Annotated in this window: 16 protein-coding genes; 9 read left to right on the top strand and 7 right to left on the bottom strand. The window is 57.2% G+C overall.

Annotated features, from left to right (window positions below):
- The first annotated feature begins 12 nt into the window (after positions 1-12).
- The 6 genes from ACOSDR_RS04995 (at position 13) to cobM (ending at position 5,686) form a co-directional block, all read left to right on the top strand.
- On the top strand, positions 13-651 hold the full coding sequence (locus tag ACOSDR_RS04995) for a precorrin-8X methylmutase (RefSeq protein ID WP_420730560.1): 639 nt from the start codon (positions 13-15) through the stop codon (positions 649-651).
- A complete protein-coding gene (cbiE, locus tag ACOSDR_RS04990) occupies positions 651-1,871 on the top strand; it encodes a precorrin-6y C5,15-methyltransferase (decarboxylating) subunit CbiE (RefSeq protein ID WP_420730559.1) in 1,221 nt (406 codons plus the stop codon). Before ACOSDR_RS04995 ends, cbiE begins: the two co-directional genes overlap by 1 nt.
- Positions 1,868-2,611, top strand: a complete 744-nt coding sequence (gene cobI / locus ACOSDR_RS04985; RefSeq protein WP_420730558.1) for a precorrin-2 C(20)-methyltransferase — start codon at positions 1,868-1,870, stop codon at positions 2,609-2,611. The genes cbiE and cobI overlap by 4 nt, the downstream gene beginning before the upstream one ends.
- The gene (gene cobJ / locus ACOSDR_RS04980; RefSeq protein ID WP_420730557.1) at positions 2,608-4,419 is read left to right on the top strand and encodes a precorrin-3B C(17)-methyltransferase; all 1,812 of its coding nucleotides are present in this window, start codon (positions 2,608-2,610) and stop codon (positions 4,417-4,419) included. Before cobI ends, cobJ begins: the two co-directional genes overlap by 4 nt.
- Positions 4,420-4,475: 56 nt before the next feature.
- Positions 4,476-4,862: a GxxExxY protein gene (locus ACOSDR_RS04975; protein WP_420730556.1), complete on the top strand. Its 387-nt coding sequence runs from the start codon at positions 4,476-4,478 to the stop codon at positions 4,860-4,862.
- A 71-nt stretch (positions 4,863-4,933) separates the two neighbouring features.
- Positions 4,934-5,686 (top strand): precorrin-4 C(11)-methyltransferase, encoded by a 753-nt coding sequence (cobM, locus tag ACOSDR_RS04970; protein ID WP_420730555.1) that lies wholly within the window; start codon positions 4,934-4,936, stop codon positions 5,684-5,686.
- A 75-nt stretch (positions 5,687-5,761) separates the two neighbouring features.
- Here the strand turns inward: cobM and mobA are convergent, their stop codons facing one another.
- The 5 genes from mobA to ACOSDR_RS04945 are packed head-to-tail and all read right to left on the bottom strand — an operon-like array spanning position 5,762 to position 9,142.
- Positions 5,762-6,397, bottom strand: coding sequence for a molybdenum cofactor guanylyltransferase MobA (gene mobA / locus ACOSDR_RS04965; RefSeq protein WP_420730554.1), 636 nt, complete (start codon positions 6,395-6,397; stop codon positions 5,762-5,764).
- Entirely contained in the window at positions 6,387-7,304 is a 918-nt protein-coding gene (locus tag ACOSDR_RS04960; RefSeq protein WP_420730553.1) for a diguanylate cyclase, read from the bottom strand. Before ACOSDR_RS04960 ends, mobA begins: the two co-directional genes overlap by 11 nt.
- Complete coding sequence (fdhD, locus tag ACOSDR_RS04955; RefSeq protein ID WP_420730552.1) at positions 7,294-8,175, bottom strand: formate dehydrogenase accessory sulfurtransferase FdhD; 882 nt, start codon at positions 8,173-8,175, stop codon at positions 7,294-7,296. Before fdhD ends, ACOSDR_RS04960 begins: the two co-directional genes overlap by 11 nt.
- Before the next feature lie 18 nt (positions 8,176-8,193).
- Positions 8,194-8,622 carry a nuclear transport factor 2 family protein gene (locus ACOSDR_RS04950; protein ID WP_420730551.1) on the bottom strand — a complete coding sequence of 143 codons (429 nt, stop codon included), beginning with the start codon at positions 8,620-8,622 and terminating at the stop codon, positions 8,194-8,196.
- Positions 8,623-8,632: 10 nt separating this feature from the next.
- Positions 8,633-9,142, bottom strand: a complete 510-nt coding sequence (locus ACOSDR_RS04945) for a molybdopterin-guanine dinucleotide biosynthesis protein A (RefSeq protein ID WP_420723290.1) — start codon at positions 9,140-9,142, stop codon at positions 8,633-8,635.
- Positions 9,143-9,259: 117 nt separating this feature from the next.
- Here ACOSDR_RS04945 and ACOSDR_RS04940 point away from each other — a divergent pair, with 117 nt between their 5' ends.
- Both ACOSDR_RS04940 and ACOSDR_RS04935 read left to right on the top strand, forming a co-directional pair.
- On the top strand, positions 9,260-10,030 hold the full coding sequence (locus tag ACOSDR_RS04940; protein WP_420723291.1) for an NAD kinase: 771 nt from the start codon (positions 9,260-9,262) through the stop codon (positions 10,028-10,030).
- Between the two features lie 178 nt (positions 10,031-10,208).
- Positions 10,209-13,400, top strand: coding sequence for a cyclic nucleotide-binding domain-containing protein (locus tag ACOSDR_RS04935; protein ID WP_420730550.1), 3,192 nt, complete (start codon positions 10,209-10,211; stop codon positions 13,398-13,400).
- 80 nt (positions 13,401-13,480) lie between these two features.
- Here the strand turns inward: ACOSDR_RS04935 and ACOSDR_RS04930 are convergent, their stop codons facing one another.
- On the bottom strand, positions 13,481-14,773 hold the full coding sequence (locus tag ACOSDR_RS04930) for a DUF2336 domain-containing protein (RefSeq protein WP_420730549.1): 1,293 nt from the start codon (positions 14,771-14,773) through the stop codon (positions 13,481-13,483).
- A complete protein-coding gene (locus ACOSDR_RS04925; RefSeq protein ID WP_420723294.1) occupies positions 14,760-16,442 on the bottom strand; it encodes a diguanylate cyclase in 1,683 nt (560 codons plus the stop codon). Before ACOSDR_RS04925 ends, ACOSDR_RS04930 begins: the two co-directional genes overlap by 14 nt.
- Positions 16,443-16,632: 190 nt before the next feature.
- On the opposite strand from ACOSDR_RS04925, the gene ACOSDR_RS04920 reads away from it, so the two are divergent.
- On the top strand, positions 16,633-17,322 hold the full coding sequence (locus ACOSDR_RS04920) for a pyrimidine 5'-nucleotidase (protein ID WP_420723295.1): 690 nt from the start codon (positions 16,633-16,635) through the stop codon (positions 17,320-17,322).
- Positions 17,323-17,505 lie beyond the last annotated feature (183 nt).

Below are 17,505 nucleotides of genomic sequence, written 5' to 3'. Positions count from 1 at the left end.
GGGATCGGTATCGTGACGGCCTCTCCCCCCTATCGCTATATCAAGGACCCGGCGGAAATCTACCGGGAAAGCGCCCGCCTGATCCGGGAGGCGTCGGATCTGTCTGCTGTGCCAGACGAATTGCACGATGTCGCCATCCGCTTGATCCATACCTGTGGGCGGCCGGATGTTGTGACCGGTTTGCGGGCCAGTGCGGGGGCGGCAGAGGCGGGCCGCCAGGCCCTGGCGGCGGGAAAGCCCATCCTGTGCGATGTTGAAATGGTGTCGAAAGGCATCATCCGCAGCCGCCTGCCCAAGCGCAACGAGGTAATGTGCACCTTGGGATTAGGGGCCGTCGCCCCCCTGGCCCAGCGGCTGGGCACGACCCGATCCGCGGCGGCTGTTGATCTGTGGCAGCCCTGGTTGGCGGGTGCCGTCGTTGCAATCGGCAATGCGCCCACCGCCCTGTTTCATTTGCTGGAACGTATCCATGAGGGCTTCCCGAAACCGGCCTTGATTCTGGGATTTCCGGTCGGTTTTGTCGGGGCCACTGAATCGAAACAGGCCTTGATCGAGTCGGGCCTTCCCTATATCGCCCTGACCGGGCGGGAAGGAGGCAGCGCCCTTGCCGCCGCCGCCGTCAACGCCTTGACCGGGAGCCTGGACACATAATGACCGCAAAATCCGCTGCATGGTTATCCATCATTGGCATTGGGGAGGATGGCCTGGACGCCGTTGCCCCGGCTGGCCGTGCCCTGATTGAGGGGGCTGAGGTTCTGGTCGGGGGCGATCGGCATCTGGCCATGATCCCCGCCTCCCATAAGGCGGAGCGGCTGACCTGGCGTACACCGCTGAGCGATACCGTCGCGGACCTGGCCGCCCGCAAAGGCCGGGCCGTCTGTGTCCTGGCAACCGGCGATCCCATGAGCTATGGCATCGGGGTCACCCTGGGGCGGGCCTTCGGGCGTGATGCTTTAACAGTTCTGCCCGCGCCCGGCGCATTTTCCCTGGCCGCCGCCCATCTGGGCTGGCCGCTGGAAGAGGTGACACGCCTGACCCTGCATGGACGCCCTTTGAGTCTGCTTTCCGCCCATCTGGAACCCGGCGCGCGGTTGTTCATTCTGTCGGAAAATGCTGAAACCCCGGCCCAGGTAGCGGGCCTGCTGACAGCGGAAGGCTATGGGGCAAGTTCAGTCGTGGTCCTGGAACATCTGGGCGGCCCGAAACAGCGGGTGATCGAAGGTGTGGCCCGGGGCTGGGATATCCCCGCCGGTGCGGACCTGAACACAATCGCGGTGCTGCTTCAGCCGGAACCTGGTGCAGCGATTTTATCGAAGGTGCCGGGATTGCCCGATGAGGCTTTTCACCACGATGGTCAGATGACCAAGCGAGAGGTTCGCGCCGCGACCCTGGCGAAACTGATGCCGCGCCGGGGGGCGATGCTGTGGGATGTCGGTGCCGGATGTGGCTCTGTCGGCATTGAATGGATGCGCGCCGGAGGCAGGGCGGTTGCGATAGAGCGGGACAAGACCCGCTGTCGCCTGATCGCCCGCAATGCCGCCAGCCTGGGGACGCCCCATTTGGACCTGATCGAAGGCCCTGCACCGGAAGCCTATGGCGAGATCAAAGGCGCACCGGATGCAATTTTTCTGGGTGGCGGCGTTTCCAAATCCAGCATGGCGGAAATCGCGTGGGAGCGTTTGGCCCCCGGCGGCATGCTGGTTGCCAATGCGGTGACGATGGAAAGCGAGACCCGCCTGGCGGGCCTGTTCGCAGACTGGGGTGGGGATTTGGCCCGCATCGCTGTGTCCCGCCTGGAGCCTGTCGGGCCTTATCATGGCTGGCGCCCCCTGATGCCTGTGACGCAATATTCGATTAGGAAACCCTTATGACGGATCCGGTTCTTGGCACATTATACGGATTGGGCGTTGGGCCCGGTGATCCGGAACTGATCACGCTGAAAGCACTGCGGATTTTGAAATCTGTCCCTGTTCTGGCCTGGCCTGCACCGCTGGAGGGGGAGTCGCTGGCCCGCAGCATCGCAGCGCCGCATCTGGATGGCCATCACATCGAAATCGCCATTCGCATGCCGATGGATGTGAAACGCTTCCCGGCGCAACAGGTCTATGACGATGCTGCCCTGACCATCGCGGATCATCTGAAAGCTGGCCGGGATGTCGCTGTTTTATGCGAGGGGGATCCCTTTTTCTATGGGTCTTTCATGTATTTGTTCGGGCGCCTGTCCGATCAGTTCACAGTGGAGGTTGTGCCCGGCGTTTCCTCCCTGATGGCGACAGCAGCGGCGACCGGGGCACCGCTGGCGGCGCGCAATGATGTTCTGACCATCCTGCCCGCCCCCCTGGACGAAGACGTCCTGATCAAGCGCTTGGAGGAAATCGACGCGGCTGCGATCATCAAGATCGGGCGGCATTTGCCAAAACTGCGCCGGGCCTTGGAGGCCACGGGATTGATGGATCAGGCCCGCTATATCGGTCACGCCACGATGGGGGATCGCCAGACCGTCTGTGCCCTGTCGGACTATCCCCATGAAACAGCTCCCTATTTCTCCATGGTGCTGGTGCATCGCCGCCGGGATGCGTGGATCAATGGCGTGGGTGAGGCCGCGGAATGACCCATCAGACCCCCATTGCCCTGGTCGTGCTGACCCAGCGTGGCGCAGAAACCGCCTTGCGCGCCCGTGAAATCCTGCCCAGCGCTGTTATTTACGGCAAGGCGGACCGCGTGATCGGTGCGGATCATGTTTTTGACGATACGCTGGCCTGCCTGCGGGAATTATATGCTCAGGGGTGGACGGTGATCGGCCTGTGTGCGGCAGGGATATTGATTCGGGCGCTGGCCCCCCTGGCCGCGGATAAGTGGCAGGATGCGCCGGTTCTGTCCGTGTCTGAAGACGGAACGATGGTGGTTCCGCTGTTGGGGGGCCATCGCGGGGCAAACTCCCTGGCAACACAGCTGGCTGATGGATTGGGTGGGACAGCCGCCATTACGACCGCCGGGGACCGCACGCTTGGGTTTGCGCTGGATGATCCACCCGCGGGCTGGACCCTGAAAACCCCGCAGGCCGTGAAATCTGTGACGGCACGGCTGTTGGCCGGGGAAACGGTGACCCTGCGCCCGGAATGCGGGGATCCAAGCTGGCCGCCCAAGGAAGTGTTTCAATCTGTGGTACCGGGCGAGGTGCCGCAGGTCCTGATCACGGATCGACAGGTGGAACCCGCCACGGGTCAGGTGGTTTTGACGCCCCCCAGCCTGGCCATTGGTATTGGCTGTGAACGCCACGCCCCGGCAGACGGTCTGGTAGACTTCGTGCAGTCTGTTTTGGCCGATACCGGGCTGGACCCGTGTGCCATCGCCGCCATCGGCACGGTGGATTTGAAAGGGGATGAGGCGGCGCTGAAGGCAGTTTCTCAGGCTCTGGATCGCCCCATTCGCCTGTTCACGGCTGCGGAATTGGAAGCCCTGACACCCCATCTGCCCAATCCGTCTGACGTGGTTTTTCAGGAAATCGGCTGTCATGGCGTGGCGGAGGCATCCGCGCTGGCCCTGGCAGGCCGAACGGCGCGATTTGTCACGGAAAAGCGCCGCAGCGGCCCCTATACCTGCGCCATTGCGCGGGCTCAAGGTGCGTCTGTGGACATCAGTGCCGGGCGCGCGCCGGGGCGGCTCTTCGTCGTGGGGGTTGGACCTGGGGATGCGGCCTATCGCACCGGGGCGGCTGCACGAGCCATTCTGGCATCTGACGCGGTGGTGGGATATCGGCTGTATCTGGATCTCGCCGCCGATCTGATCGGGGACAAACCGGTCTATGAGTCCGATCTGGGTGCAGAAGAGGCCCGGGCGGCAAAGGCTCTGGCCTTGGCGGCACAAGGACAGACGGTTTCCCTGGTCTGCTCTGGTGATCCCGGTATCTATGCGCTGGCAACCCTGGTTTTCGAGCTTCTGGCAGAAACGCAGGACCGCAGCCTTATGGCCGTGGATGTTGAGGTTGTGCCTGGCATTTCTGCCTTCCAACTGGCGGCTGCGCGACTGGGGGCCCCGATGGGGCATGATTTCTGCCTGATCAGCCTGTCAGATCTGCTGACACCAGTTGCAGCGATCCGCCAGCGTCTGGCTGCTGCCGCCCAGGGGGATTTTGTCACCGCCTTCTACAATCCCCAAAGCAAGCGCCGCCGCACATTATTGCCAGAAGCGCGTGAAGTCTTTTTGACGCAACGTCCACCAACAACGCCGGTCGCCCTGTGTCGCCAATTGGGCCGCCCGGAAGAAAGCGTGACGGTCACGACATTGCAGGATTTTGACCCGTCCGTAGTGGATATGTTCACCCTGGTGGTGATCGGCAGTTCCACAACGCGGGCCTTCGACCATGCCGGCACACCCCGCGCCTTCACCCCGCGCGGCTATGCAGATAAGCGGTTATAGAAACTTTAACCGCAAAGGGCGCGGAGGAGGCGCAAAGGACGCCAAGGAAATTGATTATGGATGAGAATCAGATTGGAAAGCAGATTATAGATTCAGCGCTGTCGGTGCATCGGGCACTAGGGCCTGGACTGCTTGAAGGAGCGTATGAAACTTGTTTGGCCTATGAGTTATCCGAACGTGGCCTGTTTGTTGAAACCCAAAAGGCTCTTCCGCTGACATACAAAGGGCTGGTTATCGAGCGTGGGTACCGATTGGATATGCTTGTCAATGAGTTGGTTGTTGTTGAGTTAAAATCGGTTGAGACAATCACCGATGTTCATCGGGCCCAAGTCTTGAGCTATTTGAAGCTAGGACCCTATCGGCTGGGGTTTTTGATTAACTTCAATACATCCAGGATCAAGAACGGAATTCAGCGATTCGTAAATGGGCTGGACGATCGCTAACTTTACTTCGCGTCCTTTGCGCCTCCTCCGCGCCCTTTGCGGTTCCAAACTATTCGAAAAGGTAATTTTATATGACAGTTCATTTTATTGGAGCAGGACCCGGCGCACCGGATTTGATTACGGTGCGGGGATTGAAGCTGATTCAATCCTGCCCGGTTTGCCTTTACGCCGGGTCTCTGGTGCCGGCGGAAGTTGTTGCGGAAGCACCAGAGGGGGCGCGGGTGATTGATACGGCCCCGCTGAATCTGGAAGAAATCATCGCGGAGATTGAGGATGCCCATGCCAGGGGGCTGAATGTGGCGCGCGTGCATTCTGGCGATCCGTCCATTTATGGCGCGACGGCGGAACAGATGCGGCGTCTGGATGCGCTGGGCATTGACTATGATGTGACGCCGGGCGTGTCGGCCTATGCCGCAGCAGCGGCGGCGTTGAAGCGGGAACTGACCCTGGCGGGCGTTGGCCAGACGGTGATCATCACCCGGACGGCGGTGCGGGCATCTGGCATGCCACAGGGCGAAGATCTGGACACGCTGGGGCGCAGTGGTGCGACGCTGGCGATCCATCTGTCGATCAACAATCTGGCGAAGGTCGTGCGGGAATTAACGCCCCATTATGGCGCGGACTGTCCAGTCGTGATCGCGTATCGCGTCGGCTGGCCCGATCAGGCCTTTATCGAGGGCACATTGGGCGATATCCGGCCCAAGGTGAAAGCATCCGGCATCACCCGGACGGCCTTGATTCTGGTCGGGCGCGTCCTCAATCCGGAAGGGTTTGACGACAGCAAATTGTATGACGCGACCCATACCCATGTGTTGCGTCCTTAAGTCAGGCCTTAACGTGCCAGAGCATCATGCGCCCTCATGATGCTCTAACTATTTGTTTTGTTATTAAATATGTCGTCACAAACGAGTCCGTTTGTTCGGGATTTGCTGTAGCAGGGCTTCTGCTTCGGCCAGGTCGTCTGGATGGTTGGCGTTAAAGAACGGATCAATTGAATCGCTGGGAAAGTCGACAACGGTTAATTTATGCCGCGCGGTCCAGCGGTCGACCTTTCGGATGTCGTCGTCGATCATGGCCTGACGCAGATCACCGGCCAGGCGAACCGGCCACAGGCCAACCACAGGATGGTCCCTTCCATTGGACCGGGCACAGGCCATATCTGCCCCATCCTTTTTCATTGCGGCATATAGCCGGTCGACCAAATCTGTTGGCAGGAAGGGCGCATCGGTGGGGAAGGTGGCGACATAATCACAATCCGGTAGGGACTGTTGGGCCCATTCCAGACCCGTCAGAACCCCGGCTAAGGGGCCTGGCTGCCCCTGTATGACATCGGGCAACACCATCAGACCATAATCTGTAAAGCGTGATGGGTCGCCATTGGCGTTCAGCGCCAGGACCTCCACCTGATCCTTCACGCGGCCTATGATGTGCTGCAGGATGGATTGCCCGGCCAACAGCTTCATGCCCTTGTCACCGCCCCCCATGCGGCGCGCCAGCCCGCCTGCCAACAGCAATCCGGCGGTTTTATGCGTCATGGGTCACATCCTTGGTAAATCCGATGACGCAATTCCGACCGGCCTGTTTTGCCTGGTACAGCGCCTGATCGGCCTGGGCGATGATTTCCTTTAAGGGGGCCGATCCGATAATCTGGGCAAACCCAAAGGAGGCGGAAACCGACAGATCCGTGTTATCTTCCAATGGGATGGCCCGTTCGAACAGGGCCATGCGCAGGCGCCCTAACACTACGGCGGCTGTTTTCGGGTCGGCATTGGGCAGGCACAGCAGGAATTCCTCCCCACCATAGCGATAGATCAAATCATAGGGCCGCAATTGCGACAGAAACCGTCCGGCAGTGGCGGCAAGGACCTGATCCCCGATTCCATGACCATAGGTGTCGTTCACCTTCTTGAAATGGTCGATATCTGCAAGGGCGATACAGCACGGCGTATCGGTGCGAACCGCGCGCTCATATTCAGCGGCCAGTTCGGCATTCATGGTGGTGCGATTGCTCAGGCCCGTCAGGGGGTCCAGGTCCGACACCGCCTTGCGAAATGCATCCCGAATACGGCGCGCTCTGGTCAGAAAGGCGTCCGATTTCGCCACCACACCATCATAGTCCTGGGCAGATACGGGCCTTGTCGTCGCCAGCCGGGCAACGGATCGCGCCGCGTCGTGCAAGGCCGAATACTCCTGCCATAAATCTTGAAACGCCATCTGGGCCAGCAAGGGATCCCGGCGATGCTGATCATGCCAGCGTCCAAATGCGGTCAGGTCCGCTGAGTTTTCCGCAATGACATCTCTGTCAGGTGGTAATTCGCAGACCAGCGCCCGATGCCAGCGGGTCAGCCAATTCCCATGCTCTTCAATGGCCGCGTCAATGGCGCGCAGAATATCCATGGGCCTTAAGGCCGTTATGTTGGTCGCAGATGCATCAGGCGGCATCAGATCTGCTCCCCCCCTTTCGACCTGCGGTTTTTGGTTCGTCTTCGGCATCAAAGGCGTCGGCGTCATAGACGATGCGCTGTTGCCCCGCCAGGGCGGTGAAACGTTTTCCCCGGGCCCGGCCGATCAGGGTCAGGTTGGTCTGACGCGCCAGCTCAACCCCCCAGGCGGTAAAACCGGATCTGGAAATCAGGATCGGGATGCCCATCTGTACCGTCTTTATCACCATTTCAGATGTCAGGCGCCCGGTCGTGTAAAAGATTTTATCTTCCGGCGTCAGCCCTTCCAGGAACATATAACCTGCAATCTTGTCCACGGCATTGTGGCGCCCGACATCTTCCATATAAACAAGCGGGCGATCTTCTTGACACAGCACACAGCCATGGATCGCGCCGGCCTGCAGATACAGGCTGTCGGTCATGTTGATCTTTTTTGTCAGGCTTTGCATCCAGGATGTCTTCAATACCTGTCCATCGGGCAACTGGCTGTCCTCGATCTTTTCCATCAGATCGCCAAACACCGTGCCCTGGGCGCAACCGGATGTCCGGACTTTCTTTTTCAGTTTTTCTTCGTAATTGGTTTCCCGCTCCGTGCGCACCACGACGGTTTCCAGATCGTCGTCATAGTCAATCGCGGTGATCTTGTCGTCGGCGCGCAGCATGTTCTGGTTCAACAGATAGCCTACTGCCAGATAGGCTGGATAATCGCCAATCGTCATATTGGTGACAATTTCCTGACCGTTCAGGAACAGGGTCAGGGGGCGTTCCACGACAACGGCGGTGGTCACGGGATCCCCGTTTTGATCCCATCCCTCGACCTGTTGCGTCAGATGCGGGTTGGTTGGATTTGGACCCAGAATATAGTCAGTCATCGTGGCCTTTAATATCATTCAGTTTGCGGTTTGGGAACGGGCTGCGGCGATCAGGGCATCCGGCGGTCGCCCATTTACCGGCCCGGCCTGATGGTGAACAATGCGCCAGGCGTCTCTTTCCCAGCGGTATAGATTGGTTGCGATCAAAAAATTATCGCCGATCTGCTCCCAACAGATTACGGCGGCGGCTTCTGGCCCCAGGGACAGAACTGATGGCGCGACACAGGCAACCGGCGGCGGCGCCTGCAGAATGGCGGACCAACTGGCCATAATCTCGCGGCGGTTTTGCAGGGGTACCCAACCCGGATGCAGGCAGCAGACCGTGCCATCTTCCGCCCACAGCGCGACCATTGCCGCTTCATCCCCCCCTGCAAAGGCGGCATAAAACCGTTCATTGGCGAACAGGATTTCAGCGTCTTCGCGGGCATTGGCGTTATCGTTTTTCATGTGCGTTCGGTCATTCAGCATTTGGGTCCAGATAGATGCGATGGGCGATATCCCGACCATCGGACACCGTGATTTCCGTAAAGCCAATCAGATAGACCATATCCAGAAAGGTCAAATTCTCCGGATTGGGAAATCCGTTAAAAGCCGGGCTGCTGCGGGCATAAGCGGTCAGCATGGCCAGCAGGGCCCGCAATCGATACAGGGTGTTGTAAGCACCATCTGTGATACTGACGATGATCAGTTTATCGGCCCCATCCCCTTTCGCAAAAATCGCAAAGCGGGGCGGGCTGGGCGAGGCCAGCATCTGCGCCGTCAGGCCGGTCGTGAAGGCGATGCGGGTGCGTCGATCTGCCTCTGCTACGGAATTCACGCGGGGTCTATACCGTTCCTCAGTTTGCGGCGTTGGGTAATAATATCCTTCATGATCGCTTTCATCGGCAAGGGTGCTCTGAAGGGGGGGCAGCATGAAAATCAGCGCCACTGTGAAAATCAATGAAACCTGAAAGGCGCGACGATACATAGGTGCTTTCCCCTGTCTAAGTGATTGCGCTAGTGTGTGCGCCAAGCAGGGTCTATGGCAAGCGCGCCGCCATCAGATTTATCTATTCCGTTTTATTCCGGGCGCAGGAGAGGTTTAATGGCGGACCAAAAGCTCGCTTTTGTGTCATCAGATGCCGCGCGGGCGTTGCAAGCGCTGAGTGAATTGCGCGCGGCATATCCAAATATTACAACGCCGGAAGAGGCGGATGTGATCGTCGCTTTGGGCGGGGATGGCTTTATGCTGCATACGCTGCGCCATTACATCGGGATCGGTAAGCCAATTTACGGCATGAATCGGGGTACTGTGGGCTTTCTGATGAATGAATACAGTCCCGACAAGCTGTATGAGCGTATCGCCAGTGCGGGCCGATTGATGCTGCATCCCCTGCGTATGCGGGTCACGCGCGTCGACGGGGGTGTTGAAGAAGCGTTGGCTATCAATGAAGTTTCCCTGTTTCGTGAAACCAGACAGGCGGCAAAGATTGATATCCGTGTCGATGGTGTAGCGCGGCTGAACGGGCTGGTCTGTGATGGGGTTTTGTTGTCAACGCCAGCGGGCAGCACCGCGTATAATCTGTCGGCGCATGGTCCGATTGTCCCGCTTGGCGCGGGTCTCTTGGCGCTGACCCCGATCAGCGCCTTTCGTCCCCGGCGGTGGCGGGGGGCTCTATTGCCGCGCTCTGCCTCGGTTGAGTTTCACGCCCGCGAAACTGCCAAGCGCCCCGTCAGCGCCGTCGCGGATTCTACGGAAGTGCGCAATGTCCGCCATGTGGAAATTGTGGAAGACCCCAGCATGGCCGCGATTATCCTGTTTGATCCGGAGCATAATCTGGAAGAGCGGATTCTGAAGGAACAATTCGCCACTTAGAAGATTTTGAATGTATAGTGGCAATGTTTCGCATTTAAGAGCTTATCAAGTGCATTACAGGATGGGGGTATCCCCTTATCGGGCTTGACTAGTCGGTAGACTATCAGCGCAATAGTAGGGGTGACGGGGATCAAGTGAAAATTCTGGTGTCGCCAATGCCTAGGGGGGCAGGGTTTTAATGTACAAAACAATGTATGGATTCGTCTGGGCGTATTCCAAACGCGAGCAGATCATGGCGCTTGTATTGACGCTGCTTTCCTTTCCGTTTCTGTACTATTCATTCGATCTGCCAAAAACGATTATCAACAAGGCGATTAAGGATCCCACAAAGGCGACGGATGCCGGTGTACCGGTGCCCCATGAAATCGTGGATGTGGTTGTTTTCGGCTATAATCTGACAGATATGTTCGGGTTCACAATGGAACGGTTGTCTTATCTGTTCCTGCTGTGCGGCCTGTTCCTGATACTGGTCTGCATTAACGGTATGTTCAAGATGCGGATCAACACATTTGCCGGTGTCATGGCAGAGCGGTTGTTGCGCCGCCTGCGCTATATTCTGATCGAACGCACCTTGCGCTTTCCCATTCCTCAATTCCAGAAAACCTCTGCGGGAGAGGTTGTGACGATGGTGACCGCAGAGGTCGAACCTCTGGGCGGATTCTTCGGCGATGCCATTGTCCTGCCGGTCTATCAGGGCGGCATGTTCCTGACGGTCATTTTGTTCCTGTTCATTCAGGATCCGATGATGGGGATTGCTGCCACAGCCCTGGTGCCGCTGCAGGGGTATATCATCCCCAAAATGCAGCGCAAAATCAACCAGCTGGGCAAGGAGCGGGTGCGGCATGTCCGAAGCCTGTCCAACCGCGTCGGCGAGGTTGTGATCGGTGTCCAGGATGTCCGGGTGCATAACAATACAGGCTTTGTATTGTCGGATATATCGCGTCGCCTGGGTCAAATATTCTGGGTCCGGCTGGAAATATTCCAACGCAAATTCTTCATGAAATTCGTGAATAATTTTATCAATCAGATGACGCCATTTCTGTTCTATGGCATTGGCGGGTATCTTGTCTTGTACGGGGAATTGTCACTGGGGGCCCTGGTTGCGGCATTGGCCGCCTATAAGGAATTGGCCGCCCCCTGGAAGGAATTGCTGAACTGGTATCAGCGGCTTGCGGATTCCAACATCAAATACGAACAGTTGATCGGTCAGTTTGAACCAGACGGCATGATGGACGAGGCGCTGGTCGCCAGCCCGCCAGACGATCTGCCAAAACTGGCGGGCACCGTCCAGGCGTCCGGTGTGACCTGGGCCGATGAAGATGGCATGCGGATCATCGACAATGCCAGCTTTTTCATCGATGCGGCGCAGACCGTTTCGATCACCACGACCAGTGGAACGGCCAAGGATGTTCTGGCTCAGCTACTGAGTCGGATTCTGTTACCAACCAGCGGCAGTCTGGTGTTGGGGGGGCACAGTGTGTCGACCCTGCATCAGGCAACGGTGGGCGCGCGGATTGGATATGTCTCGGGCGAGCCCACCTTTTTTGCCGGATCGATTGCGGAGAATTTACTGGTGGGTCTGAACAGACTGCCACCCCAGGCAGAGCTGGACAGCAAGAAATCCGATAAGAATCGATCATCGGAAGTGATTGAAGCGATCGCCTCAGGCAACAGCCCCTACAGCCACACATCTGATTGGGTGGATTATCACTCTGCCGGTGTCGCCACGCGGGTGGATCTGATGGGCCATACGACAGATTTACTGAATGTCGTGGAATTGGAGGATGATTTTTACGCCTTGGGCCTGCGGATGACGATTGATCCCAAGAGCGAACCGGACTTGGCGGAAAAGATGATCGAGGCGCGGGGCAAGATACGCACATTGCTGGACACGCGCGGCATGGATGATCTGGTCCAGCCTTATGACATTGATCGCTATAACACCTATGCCTCTGTTGCGGGCAATATCATCTTTGGCAAACCACAAACCGACGAATGGCAATACGAGAACTGGGCGACAAACCCGATCATTCGCGCAATGATGACCAAACATGATCTGGTCGATGATTTCTATGAAATCGGACTGCGCTGTGCGGGCCTTATTGTGGATCTGTTTAAGGATTTACCACCGGGTCACCCGTTCTTTGATCAATACAGTTTCGTCAGTGAAGACATGCTGCCGGAATTGAAACTGATTGCCCGCAAGTCGGAACAGCGCGCTGCGGGAACGGAACTGGATACAGAAGAACGTCGCATCGTATTGGGTCTGCCGTTCAAACTGACCGTGCAGCGGCATCGCCTGGGTCTGATAGACGAGGCCATGCAAAAGCGCCTTCTGGCGATGCGTCATGACCTTCGCAAATCGCATCCAGAAATGTTTGAACCAGGCGGCGGTGTTGAACCCTATCGCGATGATACGATCAATCAGGGGCTCAGCGTGTTGGATAATATTCTGTTTGGCCGTATCGTTCATGGTCGCGCCGATGCACTTGAGAAAGTCTCCGGCGTGGTGCGGGAGGTATCGCGGGATCTGGGCATTGAAAAGGCCATTCTCAGAACCGCCTTGAATTTTCAGGTCGGCATTGGCGGCGGGCGTTTGTCATCTGCCCAGCGTCAGAAATTGAACCTGGTGCGCTCAATCCTGAAAAATCCGGATATTATGATTCTGTCTGATGGGTTAAGTAATATTGATCCGGCGCAGCGCACGCGAATTGCAGTCAATCTGTCAAGGCGATTGGAGGGGACAACCCAGGTCTGGATCGGAACAGGCGAACAGGACGGTATTTCCTATGATCGCCGATTTGACCTTAAATCCGGCCGGATTTCTGAGATATCCGATACCAAAGATAGCACGGTAGCGGTACCCGATTATGATCGACAGGCAGCCGCCGGCGATGGGGATGATGCATTGAACTCAGAGGCGCGCAGCCTTAGAGAGTTGCCGCTATTTGCCAATCTGGACGCAACGAAACTGAAGTTTCTGGCCTTTACCAGCGAGCGGCTGACTTACAATCCCGGTGAAGTACTGATGCGCCAGGGGGAAGATGGCGAAGATGCCTTTGTGATCCTGAACGGTGCCGCAGAGGTTGTGATCGAATCGGATGGTAATGAACAGGTTCTGTTTGAATTGGGTGCCAATAAGCTGGTGGGTGAACTGGCCCTGTTGTGTGATTCTAAACGGACCGCGACGGTGCGTGCCCGTGAAAAAACCACGGCCTTGCGCCTTAATCGCGAAGTCTTCTCAGAAATGGCGCGGCAGGATTCGCATTTCGCCTTTGAAATGACCCGGGATTTGGGGCGGCGCCTGATTCTGACAACCAGCGAGTTGAATCGCGCCCGGAATGAATTGGTGCGCAATGGGGATGAGTAGCATCCATCAAAGAGCGCTTCCCATCCTACCCTGATCGCTTTGATGTATATAGGATATCCTGTTCCAGCAGGATATCGGCGTCAGGTGCTGTAGAAATCGATCTGCCATTGCATGTCGTTGTCAGACATGGGCCAGCGATTTTCGGTAGTTCGGATCATATCGTTCGGGCTGAGCCCGACCAGTTGTGACTGTAACTGAGAGGCAAAATGAGGTTTCAGTCCCGCCTTCCAGGTCAGGGCAATCACGGCCTTGGCGCTGCGGTTGGTGATGATGTTCTGAACCGTCTCTGCGGCAAGGCCACTCAACAAGGACAGGCCTTTCACAACGAACCGCTTTTCTCCCTGTGCCAGCGCCCGTTCCAGCGCGTTGTTTGTCAGGGTTCCGACTTCATACATATGCGCGATCGTCTCATCCAGTTTATCCGAATTTGCCCATTCCGGTTCTTGCAGCTTTGTATGCGTGTCTTCCGCCAATCGCCGTTCCACCGCCTCTGCCATAGCGACCATAACGTCATCGTCCAAATCCAGGCGCCTCTGCATCCGGTCCAGTAAGTTCATGGCAACGAAGCTGGCGATGCGCTGAACCGCACGCGCCGACAGGTTTGGGCGCATGGCCAAGGGTTCGTGCCAGGATTTGCGTTGAGGTGCCCGGTCGATGATCAGGTCCAGCGTATCTTCCCGAATCTGCGCGCTGTCATTGACCAGAAGTTCTGCAATCGCAGCCTCGTCGCCCGATTTGGCGATTGAATCCGACACGCTCTCCTTCAAGGCCTGCCGTCGACTAATGGCGCTCATTGCTCCTTGAACCGGATTGGATCGGATGATTTCCAGCAAGTCCGAGTCTGACAGGACCGGTGAAAACTCAAGAATGGGACTGCAAACGGTCAGCGCCTGATCGCGCGCCAGGGTGATAATGACATTGGAGGGGGCTTTGGCCACGTCCTTCAGGGCATTGGACAGGATTTCCCGAACCCGCACCAATTGATCTTCCGCCAGAATTTCCAGCGCCTGAACGGTCAGTTTGTACAGGGTGGAGCGCCGGTCATCCGTCAATTCCGGCGTCAGGCGGGCAATCTTCGCGGCCAATTCCTGCCGGATCGACGCATCATGATCCTGGGTCAGCAGCAGGTCCGCCTTACGCGGTGCGTTTTCGTTCAGGGCGACGCAGCGCCGAACTTCCGCAACTGAGTCTTCCGCCAGAAAGTAAAGGATTTCGGGCAGTGTGTCTGGGGCACCTGCCAATGCGATCCGAATGTCGGTGTTTGGGCTTCGGGCGCGCGCTTTCTGATCTTCATACGCATTCAAGAGGGCTTGATCCTGGTTCTGTGCTCCATGATCCGGGACTTGGTCTGAAAGGTTTTTATTGTGATCCATCGGTCTTTTTGCCTTGATCCGAATCCGCCGCAAACACGATACCATTTTTTCCGCACTTCTTTGCATTATACATTGCCGCATCAGCCCGGGCGATCAAGCCGTCAACACTCTCATTCTGCCCGGCCGTGAACAGGGCAATACCGATGGACATCCCAAACTGGTTCGACTCGCCCAGGTTTTCCCGGCGCCAGGCGTTGAGTTTTTCCAGAAAGGTATTGGCCCGGGATTTTGCGATTTTTTCATCGGCCCCTTCCAGCCATGCCGCGAATTCGTCACCACCAAGGCGACAGACAAGATCATAGGTCCGGGTGCTGCTGGTGATGATCCGCCCAATCTGAGTTAAGGCTTCATCGCCTTTTTCGTGGCCGAAATCATCATTGATGGGTTTGAAGTTATCCAGATCCATATACAATAACGCCCCGTTGACGCCGGTGCGCTCATAGCGTTGGATTTCGCGCTTCAGATCTTCGATAAAGGCCCGGCGATTGCCCAGACCCGTCAGTTCATCGGTGCGTGACAGCCGTTCCAGTTCATGTTGATCGGTGATTTGTCGAAATACGATCCCGAACTGGGGTTCGACCGCCTTCAGCAGGGCGCGTTCATCCTCGTCCCAATCGGCCGTCATATCTGACCGCCACAACAGGATCGAGCCATTCTTCACGCCCCCATATCCTGTTGAAATTCCAAGATAGTGGTGTCTGTCAATCTGGCCCGAAACCAGACTCTTTTCATCCTGGATATGATCCAATGCGCGCTCCACGAGATTTGGGTCCGGTGCCGCCCCATAGGCAACGAATTCCAGCGCGGGTCCATTCTGTTCCCGAACCTGTACGATGCAGGAATCCGCCGATGTCGATCGGCCCAGCGCCGTCGCAGCGGCGTGCAGCATGTCCTCAGGTGCGACTTCATTGCGCAAGGCGTCGACGATATAGGCAACCAGCCGCTCGCGAATTTTCAACCTGGCAAGCTCACTTTGGCGGTGGCGTTCTTCGGTTACATCAATCGCAATGCCGCGGGCACCTGAAAGTTGGTTATCCCCGCCTGGGATCGACATCGCAGAAATCAGGATACAGGCGGCGTCCCCCTTATGCGTGCGCACCCACAGTTCAACATTGCGCAAGGTACCATTGGCATGGAACGGCAGCGGTGATGGCGCGGTTTCTGGGGCCATTAACAGGGATTCAGGGGATTGCCCCAGCAATTCCTCTGGTTGATAGCCCAACGCTCCCCGGGCTGAGATATAGCTAAACCGGCCGTCCTTATCTGTCTCCCAGGCGAAATCAGCAGCAACGTCTACAAGATCTTTAAACCGGGTTCGCGACTCCGTTAGGGCAATTCGAATGTTGGATTCCAATGTGGCATCACGCCCAATCATTAATTGGCTGCCATCGGATTGCGGTAACATCAGAAATTCAATCTGTCGCCCTGTGTCAGGCAGCGTGAAAAGGCGAGTTTGGGCGCGCCCAGCGCTGCGTGCCTTGACCGCCATTTGCACCATGGCCGGCATCAGGGGAATGCCTGGTTCCCCATTCAGGCTGGCGGCAAGCCCTATTCCGGCGTCATTCAGACCTGTCAAATGAGCATTGTTATCCAATCGCAGCACCGGGCTGGCGTAGCTGTCAAAAACGCCAGTCAAAAAATCTTGGGCCGACTTTTTGTTGGATGCCATGATTGTCATCATTCCCGCCTTCAGCGTGCCTATCGTTGGAAAACCGCATTTCCCGAAAACAGCATGCAGATAACAGTGATATCAGGGTATCGTGGCTTTGTGAACAAAGAGTAAAGAGCGTTGATCGGTAAATGCCATTGCCGAAATCGATTGTCTGCGCCATCTTGCCGATATGAGCGATAGACCTGTTATGACAGCCTGGGATGATCCCGGCATCCGTAGGGCGAAAGACTGGGTGTTTGACCTGGACAACACCCTATATCCGGCGACCTGTAACCTGTTCCATCAGGTGGATTTGCGGATGGGTGGATTCATCTCGGACCTGTTGTCGATCTCCTATGATCAGGCGCGCGTGCTGCAGAAAGACTATTTTCGACGGCATGGAACCACGCTGCGCGGCCTGATGGACAATCACAGTGTTGATCCGCACGCTTTTCTGAGTTTCGTTCATGACATCGATTATTCTCCGGTCCCGGCCAATGCAGAACTGAATGCGGCGCTGGCGAAGTTGCCGGGGCGCAAGCTGATCTTTACCAATGGCACTGTCGCCCATGCAGAGGCGGTACTGGATCGATTGGGCATCGCGTCCCATTTCGATGGGATTTTTGATATTGCAGCGGCAGACTTTGTGCCTAAACCCAGTGCGGCGCCCTATCATCAGATGGTGACCGCACATGAGGTGACCCCGACCCGCGCCGTCATGGTTGAAGATATGGTGAAAAACCTTAAGGTCCCAGCGGAACTGGGCATGCGGACGGTCTGGGTCAAAACCGATCATGCCTGGTCCGGGGATGGTGCCTCTGACGGCTTTGTTCATCATCAGACAGAGGATCTGACGGCCTGGCTGACCCAATTGGTGACCGCCCTGGAGCGGGCCTGACATTTTTCGCCGTCTTTCTGCAGTCTGGGCCTTGCCAGCACTGGCCTGCGGGTCTATAAGCCCGCGTCCTCAATTGTACGATTGGGGCGCAAAAGCGGCGCGTTCCGGGCCCACTGGGTATGCCCGGCCGCCTTACGAAGAAGCGGCCCTGATTCTTTACCGGATCATCCGCCCACAGATGGA

This window comes from Hwanghaeella sp. 1Z406 (assembly GCF_048892425.1).
In the GTDB taxonomy this organism is placed as follows: domain Bacteria; phylum Pseudomonadota; class Alphaproteobacteria; order UBA8366; family Aestuariispiraceae; genus Pacificispira.
Note: the sequence above shows the minus strand (reverse complement) of the source record. Positions and strands in the feature narration are given on the sequence as shown.